At 71.4% G+C, this 15,929-nt stretch carries 10 protein-coding genes; 5 read left to right on the plus strand and 5 right to left on the minus strand.

Annotation, left to right across the window (positions count from 1 at the left end; all coding sequences use genetic code 11):
* The first annotated feature begins 197 nt into the window (after positions 1-197).
* Positions 198-1,931, plus strand: a complete 1,734-nt coding sequence (locus AAFF41_RS17110; RefSeq protein ID WP_319744051.1) for an ABC transporter ATP-binding protein — start codon at positions 198-200, stop codon at positions 1,929-1,931.
* The gene (locus AAFF41_RS17115; protein ID WP_343324172.1) at positions 1,931-3,859 is read left to right on the plus strand and encodes an ABC transporter ATP-binding protein; all 1,929 of its coding nucleotides are present in this window, start codon (positions 1,931-1,933) and stop codon (positions 3,857-3,859) included. The genes AAFF41_RS17110 and AAFF41_RS17115 overlap by 1 nt, the downstream gene beginning before the upstream one ends.
* A 217-nt stretch (positions 3,860-4,076) precedes the next feature.
* Here AAFF41_RS17115 and AAFF41_RS17120 read toward each other — a convergent pair whose 3' ends face one another.
* The 5 genes from AAFF41_RS17120 to AAFF41_RS17140 all read right to left on the minus strand — a co-directional run bounded on the left by AAFF41_RS17120 (position 4,077) and on the right by AAFF41_RS17140 (position 11,236).
* Positions 4,077-5,387 carry an RNA polymerase sigma factor gene (locus AAFF41_RS17120; RefSeq protein WP_319744055.1) on the minus strand — a complete coding sequence of 437 codons (1,311 nt, stop codon included), beginning with the start codon at positions 5,385-5,387 and terminating at the stop codon, positions 4,077-4,079.
* Positions 5,388-5,588: 201 nt separating this feature from the next.
* The gene (gene dnaG, locus AAFF41_RS17125; protein WP_343324173.1) at positions 5,589-7,493 is read right to left on the minus strand and encodes a DNA primase; all 1,905 of its coding nucleotides are present in this window, start codon (positions 7,491-7,493) and stop codon (positions 5,589-5,591) included.
* 56 nt (positions 7,494-7,549) lie between these two features.
* Positions 7,550-8,815, minus strand: a complete 1,266-nt coding sequence (locus tag AAFF41_RS17130) for an NAD(P)/FAD-dependent oxidoreductase (protein WP_319744059.1) — start codon at positions 8,813-8,815, stop codon at positions 7,550-7,552.
* Between the two features lie 91 nt (positions 8,816-8,906).
* Positions 8,907-10,220 (minus strand): deoxyguanosinetriphosphate triphosphohydrolase, encoded by a 1,314-nt coding sequence (locus tag AAFF41_RS17135; protein ID WP_343324174.1) that lies wholly within the window; start codon positions 10,218-10,220, stop codon positions 8,907-8,909.
* A 62-nt stretch (positions 10,221-10,282) separates the two neighbouring features.
* On the minus strand, positions 10,283-11,236 hold the full coding sequence (locus tag AAFF41_RS17140; protein WP_388405334.1) for a sirohydrochlorin chelatase: 954 nt from the start codon (positions 11,234-11,236) through the stop codon (positions 10,283-10,285).
* Positions 11,237-11,462: 226 nt separating this feature from the next.
* Between AAFF41_RS17140 and AAFF41_RS17145 the strand changes: the two genes are divergently transcribed.
* The 3 genes from AAFF41_RS17145 (at position 11,463) to AAFF41_RS17155 (ending at position 15,905) form a co-directional block, all read left to right on the plus strand.
* Positions 11,463-12,170, plus strand: coding sequence for a SanA/YdcF family protein (locus tag AAFF41_RS17145; RefSeq protein WP_343324175.1), 708 nt, complete (start codon positions 11,463-11,465; stop codon positions 12,168-12,170).
* An 8-nt stretch (positions 12,171-12,178) separates the two neighbouring features.
* Positions 12,179-13,705, plus strand: coding sequence for a membrane-associated oxidoreductase (locus AAFF41_RS17150; RefSeq protein ID WP_319744529.1), 1,527 nt, complete (start codon positions 12,179-12,181; stop codon positions 13,703-13,705).
* A gap of 85 nt (positions 13,706-13,790) precedes the next feature.
* Positions 13,791-15,905: an alpha-galactosidase gene (locus AAFF41_RS17155; RefSeq protein ID WP_343324176.1), complete on the plus strand. Its 2,115-nt coding sequence runs from the start codon at positions 13,791-13,793 to the stop codon at positions 15,903-15,905.
* Positions 15,906-15,929 lie beyond the last annotated feature (24 nt).

A 15,929-nucleotide genomic window follows, 5' to 3' on the forward strand; every position in this document is an offset into this window, starting at 1 on the left:
GAGAGGGGTGCGGACGGGTGTCCCGGTGGGCGTAGCGGCCGACATCGACCCTATGACGTACGTCTCAAGGTCCGGTTCCGATCCACCCTTGGTCCGCTCTTGGATTAATCGGTTGAGGTAACACGGGTGGAGTGCTCGACGATAGGGGGTGGTGCACCACCGACCGCACTGCCGTCGACGACTCCGAGAGAAGCCGCGTGCTCATACGACTGCTTCGGACCTACCTCAGTCCGTACAAGAAACCCATCGCTCTCCTCGTGCTGCTGCAGTTCCTGCAGACCTGCGCAACCCTGTACCTGCCGACCCTGAACGCACACATCATTGACAACGGTGTCGTCAAGGGAGACACGGGTTACATCCTGTCCTTCGGTGCCCTGATGATCGGGATCTCGCTGATCCAGGTCGTCTGCAACATCGGTGCCGTCTACTACGGCGCCCGTACGGCGTCCTCCGTCGGCCGGGACATCCGGGCCGCCGTCTTCGACCGGGTGCAGTCCTTCTCCGCACGCGAGGTGGGCCACTTCGGGGCCCCCTCCCTGATCACCCGCACCACCAATGACGTCCAGCAGGTGCAGATGCTCACGCTGATGACGTTCACCCTGCTGGTGTCGGCGCCGATCATGTGTGTCGGCGGCATCGTGCTGGCCCTCGGCCTGGACGTGCCGCTCTCCGCGGTCCTGATCGCCGTGGTGCCGGTGCTCGGCATCGGAGTGACCCTGATCGTGCGCAGGCTGCGCCCGCTGTTCAGGACCATGCAGGTGCGCCTGGACACGGTGAACCGGGTGCTGCGCGAGCAGATCACCGGCAACCGCGTCATCCGCGCCTTCGTCCGCGACGACTACGAGAAGGACCGCTTCGAGTCCGCCAACGCCCAGCTGACCGAGGTGTCCCTCGGCACCGGCCGGATGCTCGCCCTGATGTTCCCGATGGTCATGACCGTCGTGAACCTCTCGTCGATCGCCGTGGTCTGGTTCGGCGCCCACCGCATCGCCAGCGGCGGCATGCAGATCGGCGACCTGACCGCGTTCCTCGCCTACCTCATGCAGATCGTGATGTCCGTGATGATGGCCACCTTCATGTTCATGATGGTGCCGCGCGCGGAGGTCTGTGCCGAGCGCATCGAAGAGGTCCTGGACACCTCGTCGAGCGTCGTGCCGCCGAGCGCGCCCGTCGTGGAGCTGCGGCGCCACGGCCACCTGGAGATCCGCGGCGCCGGGTTCCGCTACCCGGGTGCCGAGGAGCCCGTCCTGAAGTCCATCGAACTGGTGGCGCGGCCGGGTGAGACGACCGCCGTGATCGGGTCGACGGGCAGCGGCAAGTCGACGCTGCTCGGGCTCGTGCCCCGGCTCTTCGACGCCACCGACGGAGAAGTCCTCGTCGACGGCGTGGACGTGTCGACCGTCGAGCCGAAGCTGCTCGCAAGAACAGTCGGGCTCGTCCCCCAGAAGCCCTACCTCTTCGCGGGGACGGTCGCCACCAACCTCCGCTACGGCAATCCGGACGCGACCGACGAGGAGCTGTGGCACGCGCTGGAGGTGGCGCAGGCCAAGGGCTTCGTGGAGCGGCTGGAGAACGGCCTGGACTCGCCGATCGCGCAGGGCGGCACCAACGTCTCCGGTGGTCAGCGCCAGCGCCTCGCCATCGCCCGCACCCTCGTCCAGCGCCCCGAGATCTACCTCTTCGACGACTCCTTCTCCGCGCTCGACTACGCGACCGACGCGGCACTGCGCGCGGCGCTCTCCCAGGAGACCGCCGAGGCGACCGTGGTGATCGTCGCCCAGCGGGTGTCGACCATTCGGGACGCCGACCGGATCGTGGTCCTCGACGAGGGCCGGGTGGTGGGCACGGGCCGTCACCACGAGCTCATGGCCGACAACGAGACCTATCGGGAGATCGTTCTCTCCCAGCTGACGGAAGCGGAGGCCGCCTGATGGCCGGGCCCATGGGACGCATGATGGCCGGGGGCGGCCCCGATCAGCGCTCGATGGATTTCAAGGTGTCCGGGAAGAGGCTCCTGGCCCAGTTCAAACCCGAGCGCGTCACGATGTACGGGATGCTGGTCGCCGTCGTCCTGAGCGTGGGGCTCTCGGTGGTCGGACCGAAGATCCTCGGCAAGGCCACCGACCTGGTCTTCGCGGGCATCATCGGGCGGCAGATGCCGGCCGGTGCCACCAAGGCCGAGGTCCTCGCCTCCATGCGCAGGCGCGGTGAGGGCGGCATGGCCGACATGCTCGCCGGGACGGACTTCACCCCCGGCAAGGGCATCGACTTCGGTGCCGTCGGAAACGTACTGCTGCTCGCGCTCTGTACCTTCCTGCTGGCCGGCCTGCTGATGGCGGTGGCGACGCGCCTGGTGAACCGGGCCGTCAACAAGACCGTCTACCACATGCGCGAGGACCTGCAGGCGAAGCTCTCGCGGCTGCCGCTGTCGTACTTCGACAAGCGCCAGCGCGGTGAGGTGCTCAGCCGCGCCACGAACGACATCGACAACATCCAGCAGACCCTGCAGCAGTCGATGGGCCAGCTGGTGAACTCCCTGCTGACCATCATCGGCGTGCTCGCGATGATGTTCTGGGTGTCGTGGCTGCTCGCGCTGGTCGCGCTCGTCACTGTCCCGCTCTCCTTCTTCGTCGCCACGCGCATCGGCAAGCGCTCGCAGCCGCACTTCGTGCAGCAGTGGCGCACCACCGGCAAGCTCAACGCCCACATCGAGGAGATGTACACCGGGCACACGCTGGTGAAGGTGTTCGGACGGCAGGAGGAATCGGCGGCTCAGTTCGCCGAGCAGAACGAGAAGTTGTACGAGGCCGGGTTCAAGGCGCAGTTCAACAGCGGGGTCATGCAGCCGCTGATGATGTTCGTGTCGAACCTGAACTATGTGCTGGTGGCGGTGGTCGGCGGTCTGCGTGTCGCGTCCGGCTCGCTGTCGATCGGCGACGTCCAGGCCTTCATCCAGTACTCCCGCCAGTTCTCGATGCCGCTGACACAGGTCGCCTCGATGGCGAACCTCGTGCAGTCCGGTGTCGCGTCGGCGGAGCGCATCTTCGAACTCCTCGACGCGGAGGAGCAGGAGGCCGACCCGGTGCCGGCGGCGCGGCCCGACGAGCTGCGCGGGCGGGTGGCGCTGGAGAACGTGTCCTTCCGCTACGACCCCGAGAAGCCGCTCATCGAGGACCTGTCGCTGAAGGTGGAGCCGGGCCACACGGTGGCGATCGTCGGCCCGACCGGCGCCGGCAAGACCACGCTGGTGAACCTCCTGATGCGGTTCTACGACGTCACCGGCGGCCGGATCACCCTCGACGGGGTCGACATCGCGTCCATGTCCCGGGACGAACTCCGGGCCGGGATCGGGATGGTGCTCCAGGACACCTGGCTGTTCGGCGGCACGATCGCGGAGAACATCGCGTACGGGGCCTCGCGTGAGGTCACCCGCGGGGAGATCGAGGAGGCGGCGCGGGCCGCGCACGCGGACCGATTCATCCGCACGCTCCCCGAGGGCTACGACACCGTCATCGACGACGAGGGGACGGGGGTCAGCGCGGGCGAGAAGCAGCTGATCACCATCGCGCGGGCGTTCCTGTCCGACCCGGTGATCCTCGTCCTCGACGAGGCGACCAGTTCCGTCGACACCCGCACGGAGGTGCTGATCCAGAAGGCGATGGCGAAGCTCGCGCACGGGCGGACGTCGTTCGTGATCGCCCACCGGCTCTCCACGATCCGGGACGCGGACACCATCCTCGTGATGGAGAACGGGTCGATCGTCGAGCAGGGCGCGCATGCGGAGCTGTTGGCGGCGAACGGGGCGTACGCGCGCCTCTACAAGGCCCAGTTCGCCCAGGCGGTGGCCGAGGTCGACTAGCGGGTGTGGGTGGGCAGGCGGGTGCGGGGAGGTGCTTCCTCGCCCCCGCCGCCCCTACCCGTCCCCTCCTCAACCTGGGGGCTCCGCCCCAGACCTCCGTTCGGCCTGAACGGCCTCGCCCTCAAACGCCGGACGGGCTGAAGGTTTTCAGGGGCGCGGGGAACTGCGCGACCAGCCCCCACTCACCCGCAGCCGAAACTCCACCCCACGGCTCGGGTCAGTCCAGGTAGCCGCGGAGTTGGTCCGCGAAGGCGTGGTCCCTCAGTTTGTTGAGGGTTTTGGACTCGATCTGGCGGATGCGTTCGCGGGTGACGCCGAAGATACGGCCTATTTCCTCGAGCGTGCGGGGGCGGCCGTCGGCGAGCCCGTACCGGAGCTGGACGACCTTGCGTTCACGCTCGCCGAGCGTGGAGAGCACCGCTTCCAGGTGTTCCCGCAGGAGCAGAAACGCGGCGGACTCCACCGGCGACGTCGCGTCACCGTCCTCGATCAGGTCGCCGAGCGCCACGTCGTCCTCCTCCCCCACCGGCGCGTGCAACGACACCGGCTCCTGGGCAAGACGCAGCACCTCACTCACCCGCTCACCGGGAAGGTCGAGCTGCGCGGCGACCTCGTCCGGCGTCGGTTCGTAGCCGCGCTCCTGCAGCATCCGCCGCTGGACCCGCACGACCCGGTTGATCAACTCGACCACGTGGACGGGGACCCGGATCGTACGGGCCTGATCGGCCAGCGCCCGCGACATGGCCTGCCGGATCCACCAGGTCGCGTACGTCGAGAACTTGTACCCACGGGCGTAGTCGAACTTCTCCACCGCCCTGATCAGACCGAGGTTCCCCTCCTGGACCAGGTCGAGCATGGTGAGCCCGCGGCCCACATAACGTTTCGCGACCGAGACGACGAGGCGCAGGTTCGCCTCGATGAGGCGGCGCTTGGCCATGCGGCCCATGACGACGAGTTTGTCGAGGTCGAGGGCGAGCTGACTGTCCAGGTCGGAGGCGAGGCGGAGCTTCTCCTCGGCGAAGAGTCCGGCCTCCACGCGACGGGCGAGTTCGACCTCCTCCGCCGCGGTGAGCAGCGGAATGCGGCCGATCTCGCGCAGGTACTGGCGGAACAGGTCCGAGGAGGGGCCTCCGGTGTCCGTACCGCGTCCCCGGGGCAGTTCGACGGGCTCCGGGACCTCGGCCTCGGTTTCGACCTCCACGGGCTCGGCCTCGGCCTCGACGGCGTCCGCCGCCGGTCCGTCCGGCTCCGTCTCGGGGTGGTGCGCGGCGCCGCGCTGCGGGGGCACCGCCGTGACGACGTCGGGCTCGGCGTCCGTATCCGCGTCCGTGAGGTTGTCGGTCTGTGTGAGGGTCTGGGTCTGCACGGGGGCGACCTCCAGGAATGTCGCTGCTGAGGCGTGCGGCAGCGGTACGTCGGGGATGGGGTCGACGGCCTCGCCGCTGTCCATCCCGTAGTCGTTTGGCGGAACCGCGGGAATCGGAAACCCGTCGCGTGCGGGTCGGCCGCGCTCCGAGGACTCAGGCACCGGAACCCAGTGTGGAGTACGACACATCGCCGCCACGAGGGGCGTGCGGTGACTTTTTGCGTCCGGTCCGTGACCCGGTGGTTACCACGCCCTCCGAGTGCGCAGCTCAGCGCGCGCGAAACCGATTGAACGGCGTACGGGATTGGCATGTGCGCCGGGCCCATCCGGGCAGGCCCCGGCCCCGGACCGGGCCGGGCGGCCTCAGAGCGCCTCCGCGCCCCGCTCGCGCAGCGCCTGTCCGTACTGCTGGAGCACCCACAACTCGTTCTGCACGGCAGCCAGCTGGGCCGGGTCGCCGTGGGCGCTCGCGCGGGACAGGGCGCCCTGGACGTCCACGATGCGGCGCTCGACGGCGCGGCGGCGGACCATGACGAGCTGGTCGCCCGCGTAGGTCTCGTCGACGGTCTTGCGCATGATCGCCTCGACGGCCAGCTCGGTGACCATGGAACGGACCACGTCGTCCGGGGCGGCCTCACGGACCCGGACCAGATACTCCTGGGGGTCCTGCGTGCCGAACTCGGCGCCGCCCGACTCCATGATCGCCAGGCGGACGGCGGCGTAGGGCGCGGCGGTGAACTCGTCGATCCCGTAGGCGTCGAAGGCCGGGGAGACCAGCTCGGGCCGCTGGAGCGCGAGCTTGAGCAGCTCGCGCTCGGTGGCGTAGACGGGATTGCGGAGGTTGAGCGCCGGACCGCCCGCGGGTGTCCGGACGGCGGCGTACCCCTGCTGGGGGCGCTGGCCGCCCGCGGGGGCCGGGCCCTTGCCGCCGCGGTCGCGGGCCCAACGGGCCAGCTGGGCCACCCGCTTGACCACGAACTGGGTGTCGAGGATGCCGAGCATGCCGGCGAGCTGCACGGCGACCTCGTGCTGGGCGCCGCTGTTCTTGATGCGGGCGACGATGGGCGCGGCCTCGTCCAGGGCCGCCGCGCGCCCGGCCGGGGTCTCCAGGTCGTAGCGCAGGATGATCTGGCGCAGGGCGAACTCGAAGAGGGGCGTGCGGGGTTCGACGAGGTCGGCGACCGCCTCGTCGCCCTTGGCGAGGCGCAGGTCGCAAGGGTCCATGCCGTCCGGCGCGATGGCGATGTACGTCTCGGCTGCGAACTTCTGGTCGTCCTCGAAGGCGCGCAGGGCGGCCTTCTGGCCCGCCGAGTCGCCGTCGAAGGTGAAGATCACCCGGGCCGAGCCGTTGTCCATCAGGAGGCGCCTGAGGATCTTGATGTGGTCGCTGCCGAACGCGGTGCCGCAGGTCGCGATCGCGGTGGTGATGCCGGCCAGGTGGCAGGCCATGACGTCGGTGTAGCCCTCGACGACGACCGCGCGGCTGGCCTTGGCGATGTCCTTCTTGGCGAGGTCGATGCCGTAGAGGACCTGGGACTTCCGGTAGATCGCGGTGTCGGGCGTGTTCAGGTACTTCGGTCCGTTGTCCGCCTCGTACAGCTTGCGCGCGCCGAAGCCGACGACCTCGCCGCCGATGTCGCGGATCGGCCACATCAGCCGCCCGCGGAAGCGGTCGATGGGGCCCCGGCGGCCCTCCTGGGAGAGGCCGGAGAGGAGCAGCTCCTTGTCGGTGAAGCCCTTGCCGCGCAGGTGGCGGGTGAGGTGGTCCCAGCCCTGGGGGCTGTAGCCGACGCCGAAGTGCGCGGCGGCGGCCTGGTCGAAACCGCGCTCGGCGAGGAACTTGCGGCCCGCGTCGGCCTCGGGGCTGATGTCGAGCTGCTCCACGTAGTACTGCGCGGCGATCTTGTGCGCCTCGACCAGGCGGATCCGCTCGCCGCGCTGGTGGGACGGGTTGTACCCGCCCTCCTCGTAGCGCAGGGTGATGCCGGCCTGCCCGGCGAGGCGCTCGACGGCCTCGGAGAAGGTGAGGTGGTCGACCTTCATCACGAACGTGATGGTGTCGCCGCCCTCCTGGCAGCCGAAGCAGTGGAAGAGACCCTTGCTCGGGCTGACCTGGAAGGACGGGGACTTCTCGTCGTGGAAGGGGCACAGGCCCTTGAGGTTTCCGCCGCCCGCGTTGCGCAGCTGGAGGTACTCGGACACGACGGCGTCGATCGGGACCGCGTCCCGAACCGCCTTCACGTCCTCGTCGTTGATCCTTCCAGCCACGAGGTGATTCTACGGGGCCGGACTGACACTCCTGGGGCGAGGCGAACGCCCCGGTGTCAGGGGGCCAGGCTCTCCAGCGGTACGTGCGGGTTCGCCAGTGCCTCGGTGTCCACCTGGGCCCGGGAGCGGATCAGCCGCTGGATGGGTTCCGTGACGTCCCACACATTCACGTTCATCCCGGCCAGCACCCGCCCGTCCTTCATCCAGAAGGCGATGAACTGGCGCTTGCCCGCGTCGCCCCGGATCACCACTTCGTCGTACGTCCCCGAGGGCGCCCAGCCCGAGTACTCGAGCCCGACGTCGTACTGGTCGGAGAAGAAATAGGGCACACGGTCGTACGTCGTCTCGCGGCCCAGCATCGCGCGGGCCGCCGCCGGTCCGCCGTTGAGGGCGTTGGCCCAGTGTTCGACGCGCAGCCGGGTGTCGAAGAGGGCGTGCGGGAAGGAGGCGACGTCACCGGCGGCGTAGATGTCGGGGTCGGAGGTGCGCAGGCGGTCGTCGACCGCGATACCGCCGCCGTGCGCGCGGTCCGCGATCTCCAGGCCCGCGGCCTCGGCGAGGCCGATGCGCGGCGCCGCCCCGATGGCCGCGAGTACGTCGTGGGCCGGGTGCTCCTCACCGTCGTCGGTGCGGGCGGCGAGCACCATGCCGTCCTGGCCGACGATCTCGGTGAGCCGGACGCCGAACCGGAAGCGGACGCCGTGCTCGCGGTGCAGCTCGGCGAAGAGCTGGCCCAGCTCGGGGCCGAAGACCGCGTGCAGCGGGGTCGGCCCGTGCTCGACGACGGTGACCTCGGCGCCGTACTCGCGGGCCGCCGCCGCGACCTCCAGGCCGATCCAGCCCGCGCCCGCGATCACGATGTGGCCGTTGTCACGGCCGAGCGCGGCCAGGACGCCCTTGAGGCGTTCGGCGTGTGCGAGGCGGCGCAGGTGGTGGACGCCCGCGAGATCCGTCCCGGGGACGTCGAGGCGGCGCGGCTCGGCGCCGGTCGCGAGGAGCAGCTTGTCGTAGTGGACGAGGGTGCCGTCGTCGCCGAAGCGGACGGTCTTCGCCGTGCGGTCGATGGCGTCGACGGTCTGGCCGAGGTGCAGCTCCACGTCGTTCTGCGCGTACCAGGCGGGTTCGTGCACGAAGACGCTGTCCCGCTCCTCCTTGCCGAGCAGATAGCCCTTGGAGAGCGGCGGGCGCTCATAGGGGTGGTCACGTTCGTCGCAGATCAGTATCACGCGGCCGGTGAAACCCTCCGCTCGGAGCGTCTCGGCCGCCTTGGCGCCGGCCAGGCCTCCTCCGACGATGACGAATGTCTGATCCGCGTCGACCACTTGATGCCTCCTCGTAACGTTGTCGCCAGGCGAGCGTCCCGCACGCAGCGTGATGCGGGAAGAGGGTGTGGCCCGATCAGGCCACGCAGGGTCACACTTCGCCGCCGCCTGTGGGGCGAGTGGTGAGCCTGAGGTGCAGTGAACGTGCCGAGGCGTCGGTGAGCGAGGCAATCTGGTCGACGATCACCCGCTTGCGCGCACGATCGTCCCCGGCCTCGTCGAACAGCGCCCGGAACTGCGGGTCAAGACCGTCCGGGGCGCGGGCGGTGAGCGCCTCGGCCAGCTCGGCGACGACGATCCGCTGATCGGCGCGCAGCCGCTCCTGCTCGGCGCGCTGCATGACGTACCGGTCGGCGACGGCCTTGAGGACGGCGCACTCGTGGCGGGCGGCGCGCGGGACGACCAGCTCCGCCGCGTACCGGGTGAGCCGGCCGGCGCCGTGCCGCGCGCGGGTGGCGCCCTCGGCGGCCAGGCAGAAGCGGCCGATGAGCTGACTGGTGGCGTCCTTCAACCGGGCCTGCGCGACGGCCGATCCGTCGTACCCGTGCGGCCACCACTCCTGTTCCAGGAGCCGGTCGAGGGCCTCGGAGAGCTCGGCCGGGTCGGTGTCGGCGGGCACGTACCGGCCGATGGCGACCTTGAAGATCTCCTCGCGTTCCGGCTCGGCGTGCAGGCAGTTGGGGTCGATGTGACCGGCGTGCAGACCGTCCTCGACGTCGTGCACCGAGTACGCCACGTCGTCGGACCAGTCCATGACCTGGGCCTCGAAGCACGTACGGGTGCCGGGGGCGCCCTTGCGGACCCAGTCGAAGACCGGCCGGTCGTCCTCGTAGGCCCCGAACTTCGGGGAGGCGGGGTCGGTGGGGTGGGCGCCGCGCGGCCAGGGGTACTTGGTGGCGGCGTCGAGGGCGGCGCGGGTGAGGTTCAGTCCCACGCTGACCAGTTCGCCCGTCTCTTCCGAGTGGACGAAACGCTTGGGCTCGATCCTGGTCAGCAGGCGCAGCGACTGCGCGTTGCCCTCGAAGCCGCCGCAGTCCTCCGCGAACTCGTTCAGCGCCTGTTCGCCGTTGTGTCCGAAGGGCGGGTGGCCGAGGTCGTGGGAGAGGCAGGCCGCCTCGACGAGGTCGGGGTCGCAGCCGAGGGCGGCGCCGAGCTCGCGGCCGACCTGGGCGCACTCCAGGGAGTGCGTGAGTCGGGTGCGGGCGCTGGCGTCCCAGGCCTGGATGGGGGTCCCCGGGGTGACGACCTGGGTCTTGCCCGCGAGGCGGCGCAGCGCGGAGGAGTGCAGCACGCGTGCGCGGTCGCGCTGGAAGGCGGTGCGGCCGGGACGTTTGTCGGGTTCTACGGCCCAGCGCTCGACTGACGTCGGGTCGTACTCGTCGGAGAGGGGTGCGGTGCCGTCCATGTACCCGACAGTAAACGCAGGCAGTGACAAACGGGGCGCGGCCTACCGCCGGGAGGCGTGGATCAGGCCGAGGCCAGCTCGCGTTCCGGGGCCGGTTCGGGGGTCGCCACGGCCTGGTCGTAGCGGTGCAGGATCAGGCGGGCCATCGCGGCGTGGGTGCCCAGCGGGGCGGTGGCGATCCAGGGGGCGGCCGCGGCGCACTCGGTGGCGAAGCGGCCGGGCGCGGTGAAGTAGGAGGCGACGGCGATGCGGTGGCGGCCCCGCGCGGCCAGGGCCCGCACGGCGGCGGCGACGGTGGGCGCGGCGGCGGAGGCGTACGCGGGGACGACGGGCACGCCGAGGCGTTCGGCCAGCAGCTGGGCGGTGCGGCGGGTGTCGATGATCGACTCCGGGTCGCGCGAGCCCGCGGCGGCGAGCACGACCCCGTCGGCGCGCCGGGCCGCGTCGCTCGTCCCGGTCCGCCAGCCGGCCTCGACGAGCCGCTCGTACAGCGTCTCGACGAGCAGGGGGTGCGGGCCGAGCGGGGCGGCGACACGGGCCCGCAGTCCCGGTACGGCGGCCGCGGCCTCGGGGATGTCCCGCTTGACGTGGTAGCCGCGGCTGAGCAGCAGCGGCACGAGAACGGCACCGTCGGCGGCGCCCTCGGCGTCGAGGGAGGCGAGCGTGTCGGCCAGCAGCGGTTCGTTGAGCTCGATGTGGCCGAGGCGCACGGACAGGTGCGGGCGAAGCTCGCGGACGCGCTCGATCAGGGTGCGTACGGTGCTCAGCGCGCGCGGGTCGCGGCTGCCGTGCGCGACGAGGACGAGCGGCGGCGGCGCGGGGCGGCGGGCCCCGTTCAGCGACACGAGGCTGAGCTGACTGCCGAGCTGGCTGGTGATCGCGTTCATGAGTTGCGCCGTACTGTCGAGGTGGGCGCCACCGGGCGGCTGCCCGCCGATGGGGGTCCCCGTACTCGGGCGAAACCGAGAGGGGGAGAGGGTCCTGGACTCGTCGTGGGAGGGGTTCGACGCCGTCATGGACCGATGGTGACGGTACGAGGTTGCCGCGCGGTTGCACGGGCGTGTCAGGTGTTTTCCGAGGGTTCACGGCCCGGTGCGGTGGCGGTGTGAGCACCTCCCACCTGCGCTTCCGCGGCGCCGAGTGAGCCCGGTCACGGTACCCGGGCGAACCGAACGGGCTTACGCTGCGTCCCCATCTGTCGAATACCGACGCGATCGGACGCCACCGGGGGGACGAACGACCATGCCGCGCCTGCCGCACCCGAGGATCCCCAGACCGCGGCTGCCCCGCCTGCCGCGCACCCGCGCCGGGCAGCGGCGGGCCGTGCAGACGGTCATGCTGCTGTGCGTGCTGGCGCTGCTTCCGGTGACCTGGCTGTACGTGAGCACGGCCGACGGACTGCGGACGACGGCCGACGCGCCGCGCACCGAGGTCGCGGTGGTGTTCGGGGCCGGGCTCTGGAACGGCGAGCCGTCCCCGTACCTCGCGCACCGGCTGGACGCGGCGGCGAAGCTGTACCGGGCCGGGCGGATCGAGGCCGTGCTCGTCACCGGGGACAACAGCCGCAAGGACTACGACGAACCGGACGCGATGCGGGCCTATCTGACGAAGCGTGGCGTGCCGGACCGGCGGATCGTCGGCGACTACGCCGGGTTCGACACCTGGGACTCCTGCGTGCGGGCCCGGAAGATCTTCGGCGTCCACGAGGCCGTGCTGATCAGCCAGAACTTCCACATCCGGCGGGCCGTGGCGCTGTGCCGGGCGGCGGGCGTGCGGTCGTACGGCATCGGGGTCGACGCCACCCACGACGTCACCTGGTACTACGGGGGCACCCGAGAGGTGTTCGCGGCGGGGAAGGCCCTGCTGGACGCCGTGTTCAAGCCCGATCCGCAGTTCCTGGGGCCGAAGGAGCCGGGGGTGGCGCGGGCCCTCGCGGCGGCGCGGAAGTGAGGACGGTCATCGATCCCGCCGGTCTGACGCCCGCGGAACGCCGGGTCTGGGAGGCCTTTCCGCTCGGCGAGGGCGTCGACTTCCGCGAGGAACCCGCCTCCTCCGCCGCCGACTCCGGCGGGAACCCCGCCGACGACCCCGCGGCCGGCGCCTCCTGGGGCCCCGAGCGGACCGTGCGCGCCGAGGTGCTGCGGGCGCTCCTGATCGACGGACCGGCCCAGGACGGCGAGATAGCCGGCCTGAAGCTCACCGGCGCGCGCATCACCGGACAGCTGGATCTCGTGTACGGGACGGTCGACCAGGCCGTGCAGCTGCGGTTCTGCCACTTCGAGCAGCCTCTGAAGCTGTACGGGGCGCAGCTGCGCGCGCTGGTGCTGAGCGACTCCGTGCTCCCCGGGCTCAAGGCGGGCAACCTGCGGGTCGACGGGGTGCTGCGGCTCAGCTGCTGCCGGGTCACCGGGCCGATACGGCTCCAGGGCGCGAAGGTCTCCGGCGCCGTGTTCGTCAACGGGGCGCGGCTGGGCTCCCCGGCGGCACCGGACGCCGACGCGGGGGACGGGGCCGCGGAACCGGTTCTCCAGCTCAACCACGCGGCCATCGGCACCGACCTGTGGGCCGTCGGACTCGTCGCGCACGGCCAGGTACGGCTGAACGGGGCCACGGTCGGCGGTCAGGTCAACCTCGACGACGCCGATCTGCACGTACCGGCGGGCGAGACCGCCCTGCACGCCGAGACCCTGTCGGTCGGTACCGACCTGCGGGCCGTGCGGCTGCGCGCGCGGGGCCGGGTCAACCTGAGCGGGTCGAGAATTCCCCACCAGCTGAATCTGGCCTACGCCCGGCTGTCCAACCCCGGAGGTCCGGCCCTGCGCGCCAGCAGCTGTGTCATCGGCGAGCTGTGGCTGCGCGAGGCCGCGCCGATCGTGGGCACCGTGAACCTGCGCCGCTCCCAGCTGGACCTTCTGCACGTGCCTCCGGGGGTGTGGCCCGACCGCGTCCGGATCGACGGACTCGGCTACCGCACCCTCGCCCCGCATCTGCCCGCCGGGCAGCGGCTGCCGCTGCTGGAACGCGAGGAGGGCGGCTATCTTCCCTACGCCTACGAGCAGTTGGCCGCCGCGTACCGCACGGCGGGCGACGACGCCGCCGCGCGCACCGTCCAGCTGGCCAAACTCCGCCGGCACCGCCGCACCCTCCCCCGCTACGCCAGGTTCTGGGGCCGGCTCCAGGACGTGGCCGTCGGCTACGGCTACCGGCCGATGCGCGCGGCGGGCTGGCTGCTGTTGCTGCTGTGCACCGGCGCCACCGCCTTCACGCTGCACCATCCGCCCGCTCTGAAGGCCGCCGAGGCGCCCGGCTTCAACCCGGTCTTCTACACCCTCGACCTTCTGCTGCCCCTCGTCGACTTCGGTCAGGAGACGGCCTTCGCGCCGCGCGGCTGGTACCAGTGGCTCTCGTATCTGCTGATCGCCGTCGGCTGGATCCTGGCCACGACGATCGCGGCGGGCGTCACCCGCTCCCTGAACCGCCAGTAGCCAGTGGGCGTGCCACAACTCGAAACGGTGAACGGCTCCCGGGAAGAGGCCTGTTGGCAGGTGCCCCCGGCACTAGCATGGCCGCGTGACGCAGGAGTTCAGCTATCGCTGGGGCCATTCCGCACTCACCGCCGACTTCGATCTGGACGGCCGCACCCCCCGCCTGGTCCGGCTGACCGTGCCCGGTGAACCGGAGCCCAAGAACGCCGCCGAGACCGCCGGGGCCGCGCTGCCGCTCGTCGACGTGACCCTCCTCGGGCAGGGCACCGGCTGGTCCGGGCCGCGCTTCACCGGTACGGCGCTCGGGCAGCGCCTGACCCACCGCGCCCACCACGCGGCGTACGGTGACGGCTGGCACCACTTCACCGTCCAACTCCAGGACAGGCGGGGCGGTCTGACCGTCTTCGTCGAGTACTCCTCACCGGACGCGGTACCGGTGCTGCGCGCCCGCGTCCGGATCCGCAACGACGGCGACACACCCGTCACCCTGCGCTCGGTGAGCAGTCTGCTGCTGGGCGCGCTGCCCTCACCCGACGTGCTCGACGTGCACCGGGCGCGCAACGACTGGCTCGCCGAATGCCGTTGGCATGCCGAGGAGTTGCGGGAGTCCGTGCCCGACGTCGGCCGGGCGTTCCACGGGCACGACGGGCGGGCCGGGGTGCGGCTCGCCGGGCGCGGGAGCTGGCCCACCGACGGGCATCTGGCGATGGGCGCGCTCACCGACCGCACCGACGGGCGCTGCTGGCTCTGGCAGATCGAGTCCGCCGCGAGCTGGCTGTGGGAGGCGGGCGAGGCGGACCACCACACGTACCTCTCCCTGGGCGGTCCGACCGCGGACGACCACCAATGGCGTCAGGTCCTGTCCCCGGGCGCCGAGTTCGTCTCCGAGTACGCGGCCCTCGCGCTCGGCGACGGCTTCGAAGGGGCGCTCACCGCGCTGACCGACTACCGCCGCCGGATCCGCCGCCCGCACCCCGACCACGACCGGCTCCCCGTCGTCTTCAACGACTACATGAACACCCTCATGGGCGACCCGACCACCGAGAAGCTGCTGCCGCTGATCGACGCGGCGGCCGAGGCGGGCGCGGAGTACTTCTGCGTCGACGCCGGGTGGTACGACGACGAGGGCGGGGACGAGGCCGGGGAGGGAGACACGGGCACGGGCGGGGACGGCGGCGGAGGCTGGTGGGACAGTGTCGGCGCCTGGCTGCCGTCGGCGCGGCGCTTCCCCGGCCCGGGTGGCCTCCGCGCCGTGCTCGGCCGGATCCGGGAGCGCGGGATGGTGCCGGGGCTGTGGCTGGAGCCGGAGGTGGTCGGCGTCCGCAGTCCGCTCGCCACCGAGCTGCCGGACGAGGCCTTCCTGTGCCACGAAGGCGGTGTGCGCGTCACCGAACAGGGCCGCCACCAGCTGGACCTGACGCATCCGGCCGCCCGCGCGCACCTCGACCGGACGGTCGACCGGCTCGTCGGCGAGTGGGGCGTGGGCTATCTCAAGCTCGACTACAACATCACCACCTCCGCTCCCGGGCTCCTCGACCACACGCGGGCCTGGCTGTCCTGGCTGTCGGCCGTCCTGGACCGCCACCCTGATCTGGTCGTCGAGAACTGCGGTTCGGGCGGGCTGCGCATGGACGGCGCGTCGCTGGCCGTGGCCCAGCTCCAGTCCACCTCCGACCAGCAGGACCCCCTGCGCTACCCGCCCATCGCGGCCGCCGCCCCGACCGCGGTGCCGCCCGAGCAGGGGGCCGTGTGGGCGTACCCGCAACCGGGGTTCACGGACGAGGAGATCGCCTTCACCCTCGGCTCGGCGCTGCTGGGGCGGGTTCATCTCTCCGGGCATCTCGACCGCGTGACGCCGCACCAACTCGGCCTCGTTCAGGAGGCGTTGGTGACGTACAAGGCCATTCGGGGCGATCTGTGCCGGTCGGTGCCGTTCTGGCCGCTGGGGCTGCCCGGGTGGCGGGACGCGTGGGTGGCGCTGGGGATGCGGGTGCCGTTCCTCGACACCACGTATGCGCTGGTGTGGCGCAGGGCGGGCGATGATCCCGACGTCGCCCTGCCCGTGACGCACTTGGCGGGGCGGGAGGTGCGGGTCGACGTACTGCACGGGTCGGCGGGGCCGGTGGTGTGGGACGGGTCGGCGCTGCGGGTGACGTTGCCGGAGGTTCCGTCGGTGCTGCTGACCCGGCTCACCGTGTAGCGGTCACCTGGGCGAGGGCGCTCC

It is taken from the genome of Streptomyces mirabilis (genome assembly GCF_039503195.1).
In the GTDB taxonomy this organism is placed as follows: domain Bacteria; phylum Actinomycetota; class Actinomycetes; order Streptomycetales; family Streptomycetaceae; genus Streptomyces; species Streptomyces mirabilis_D.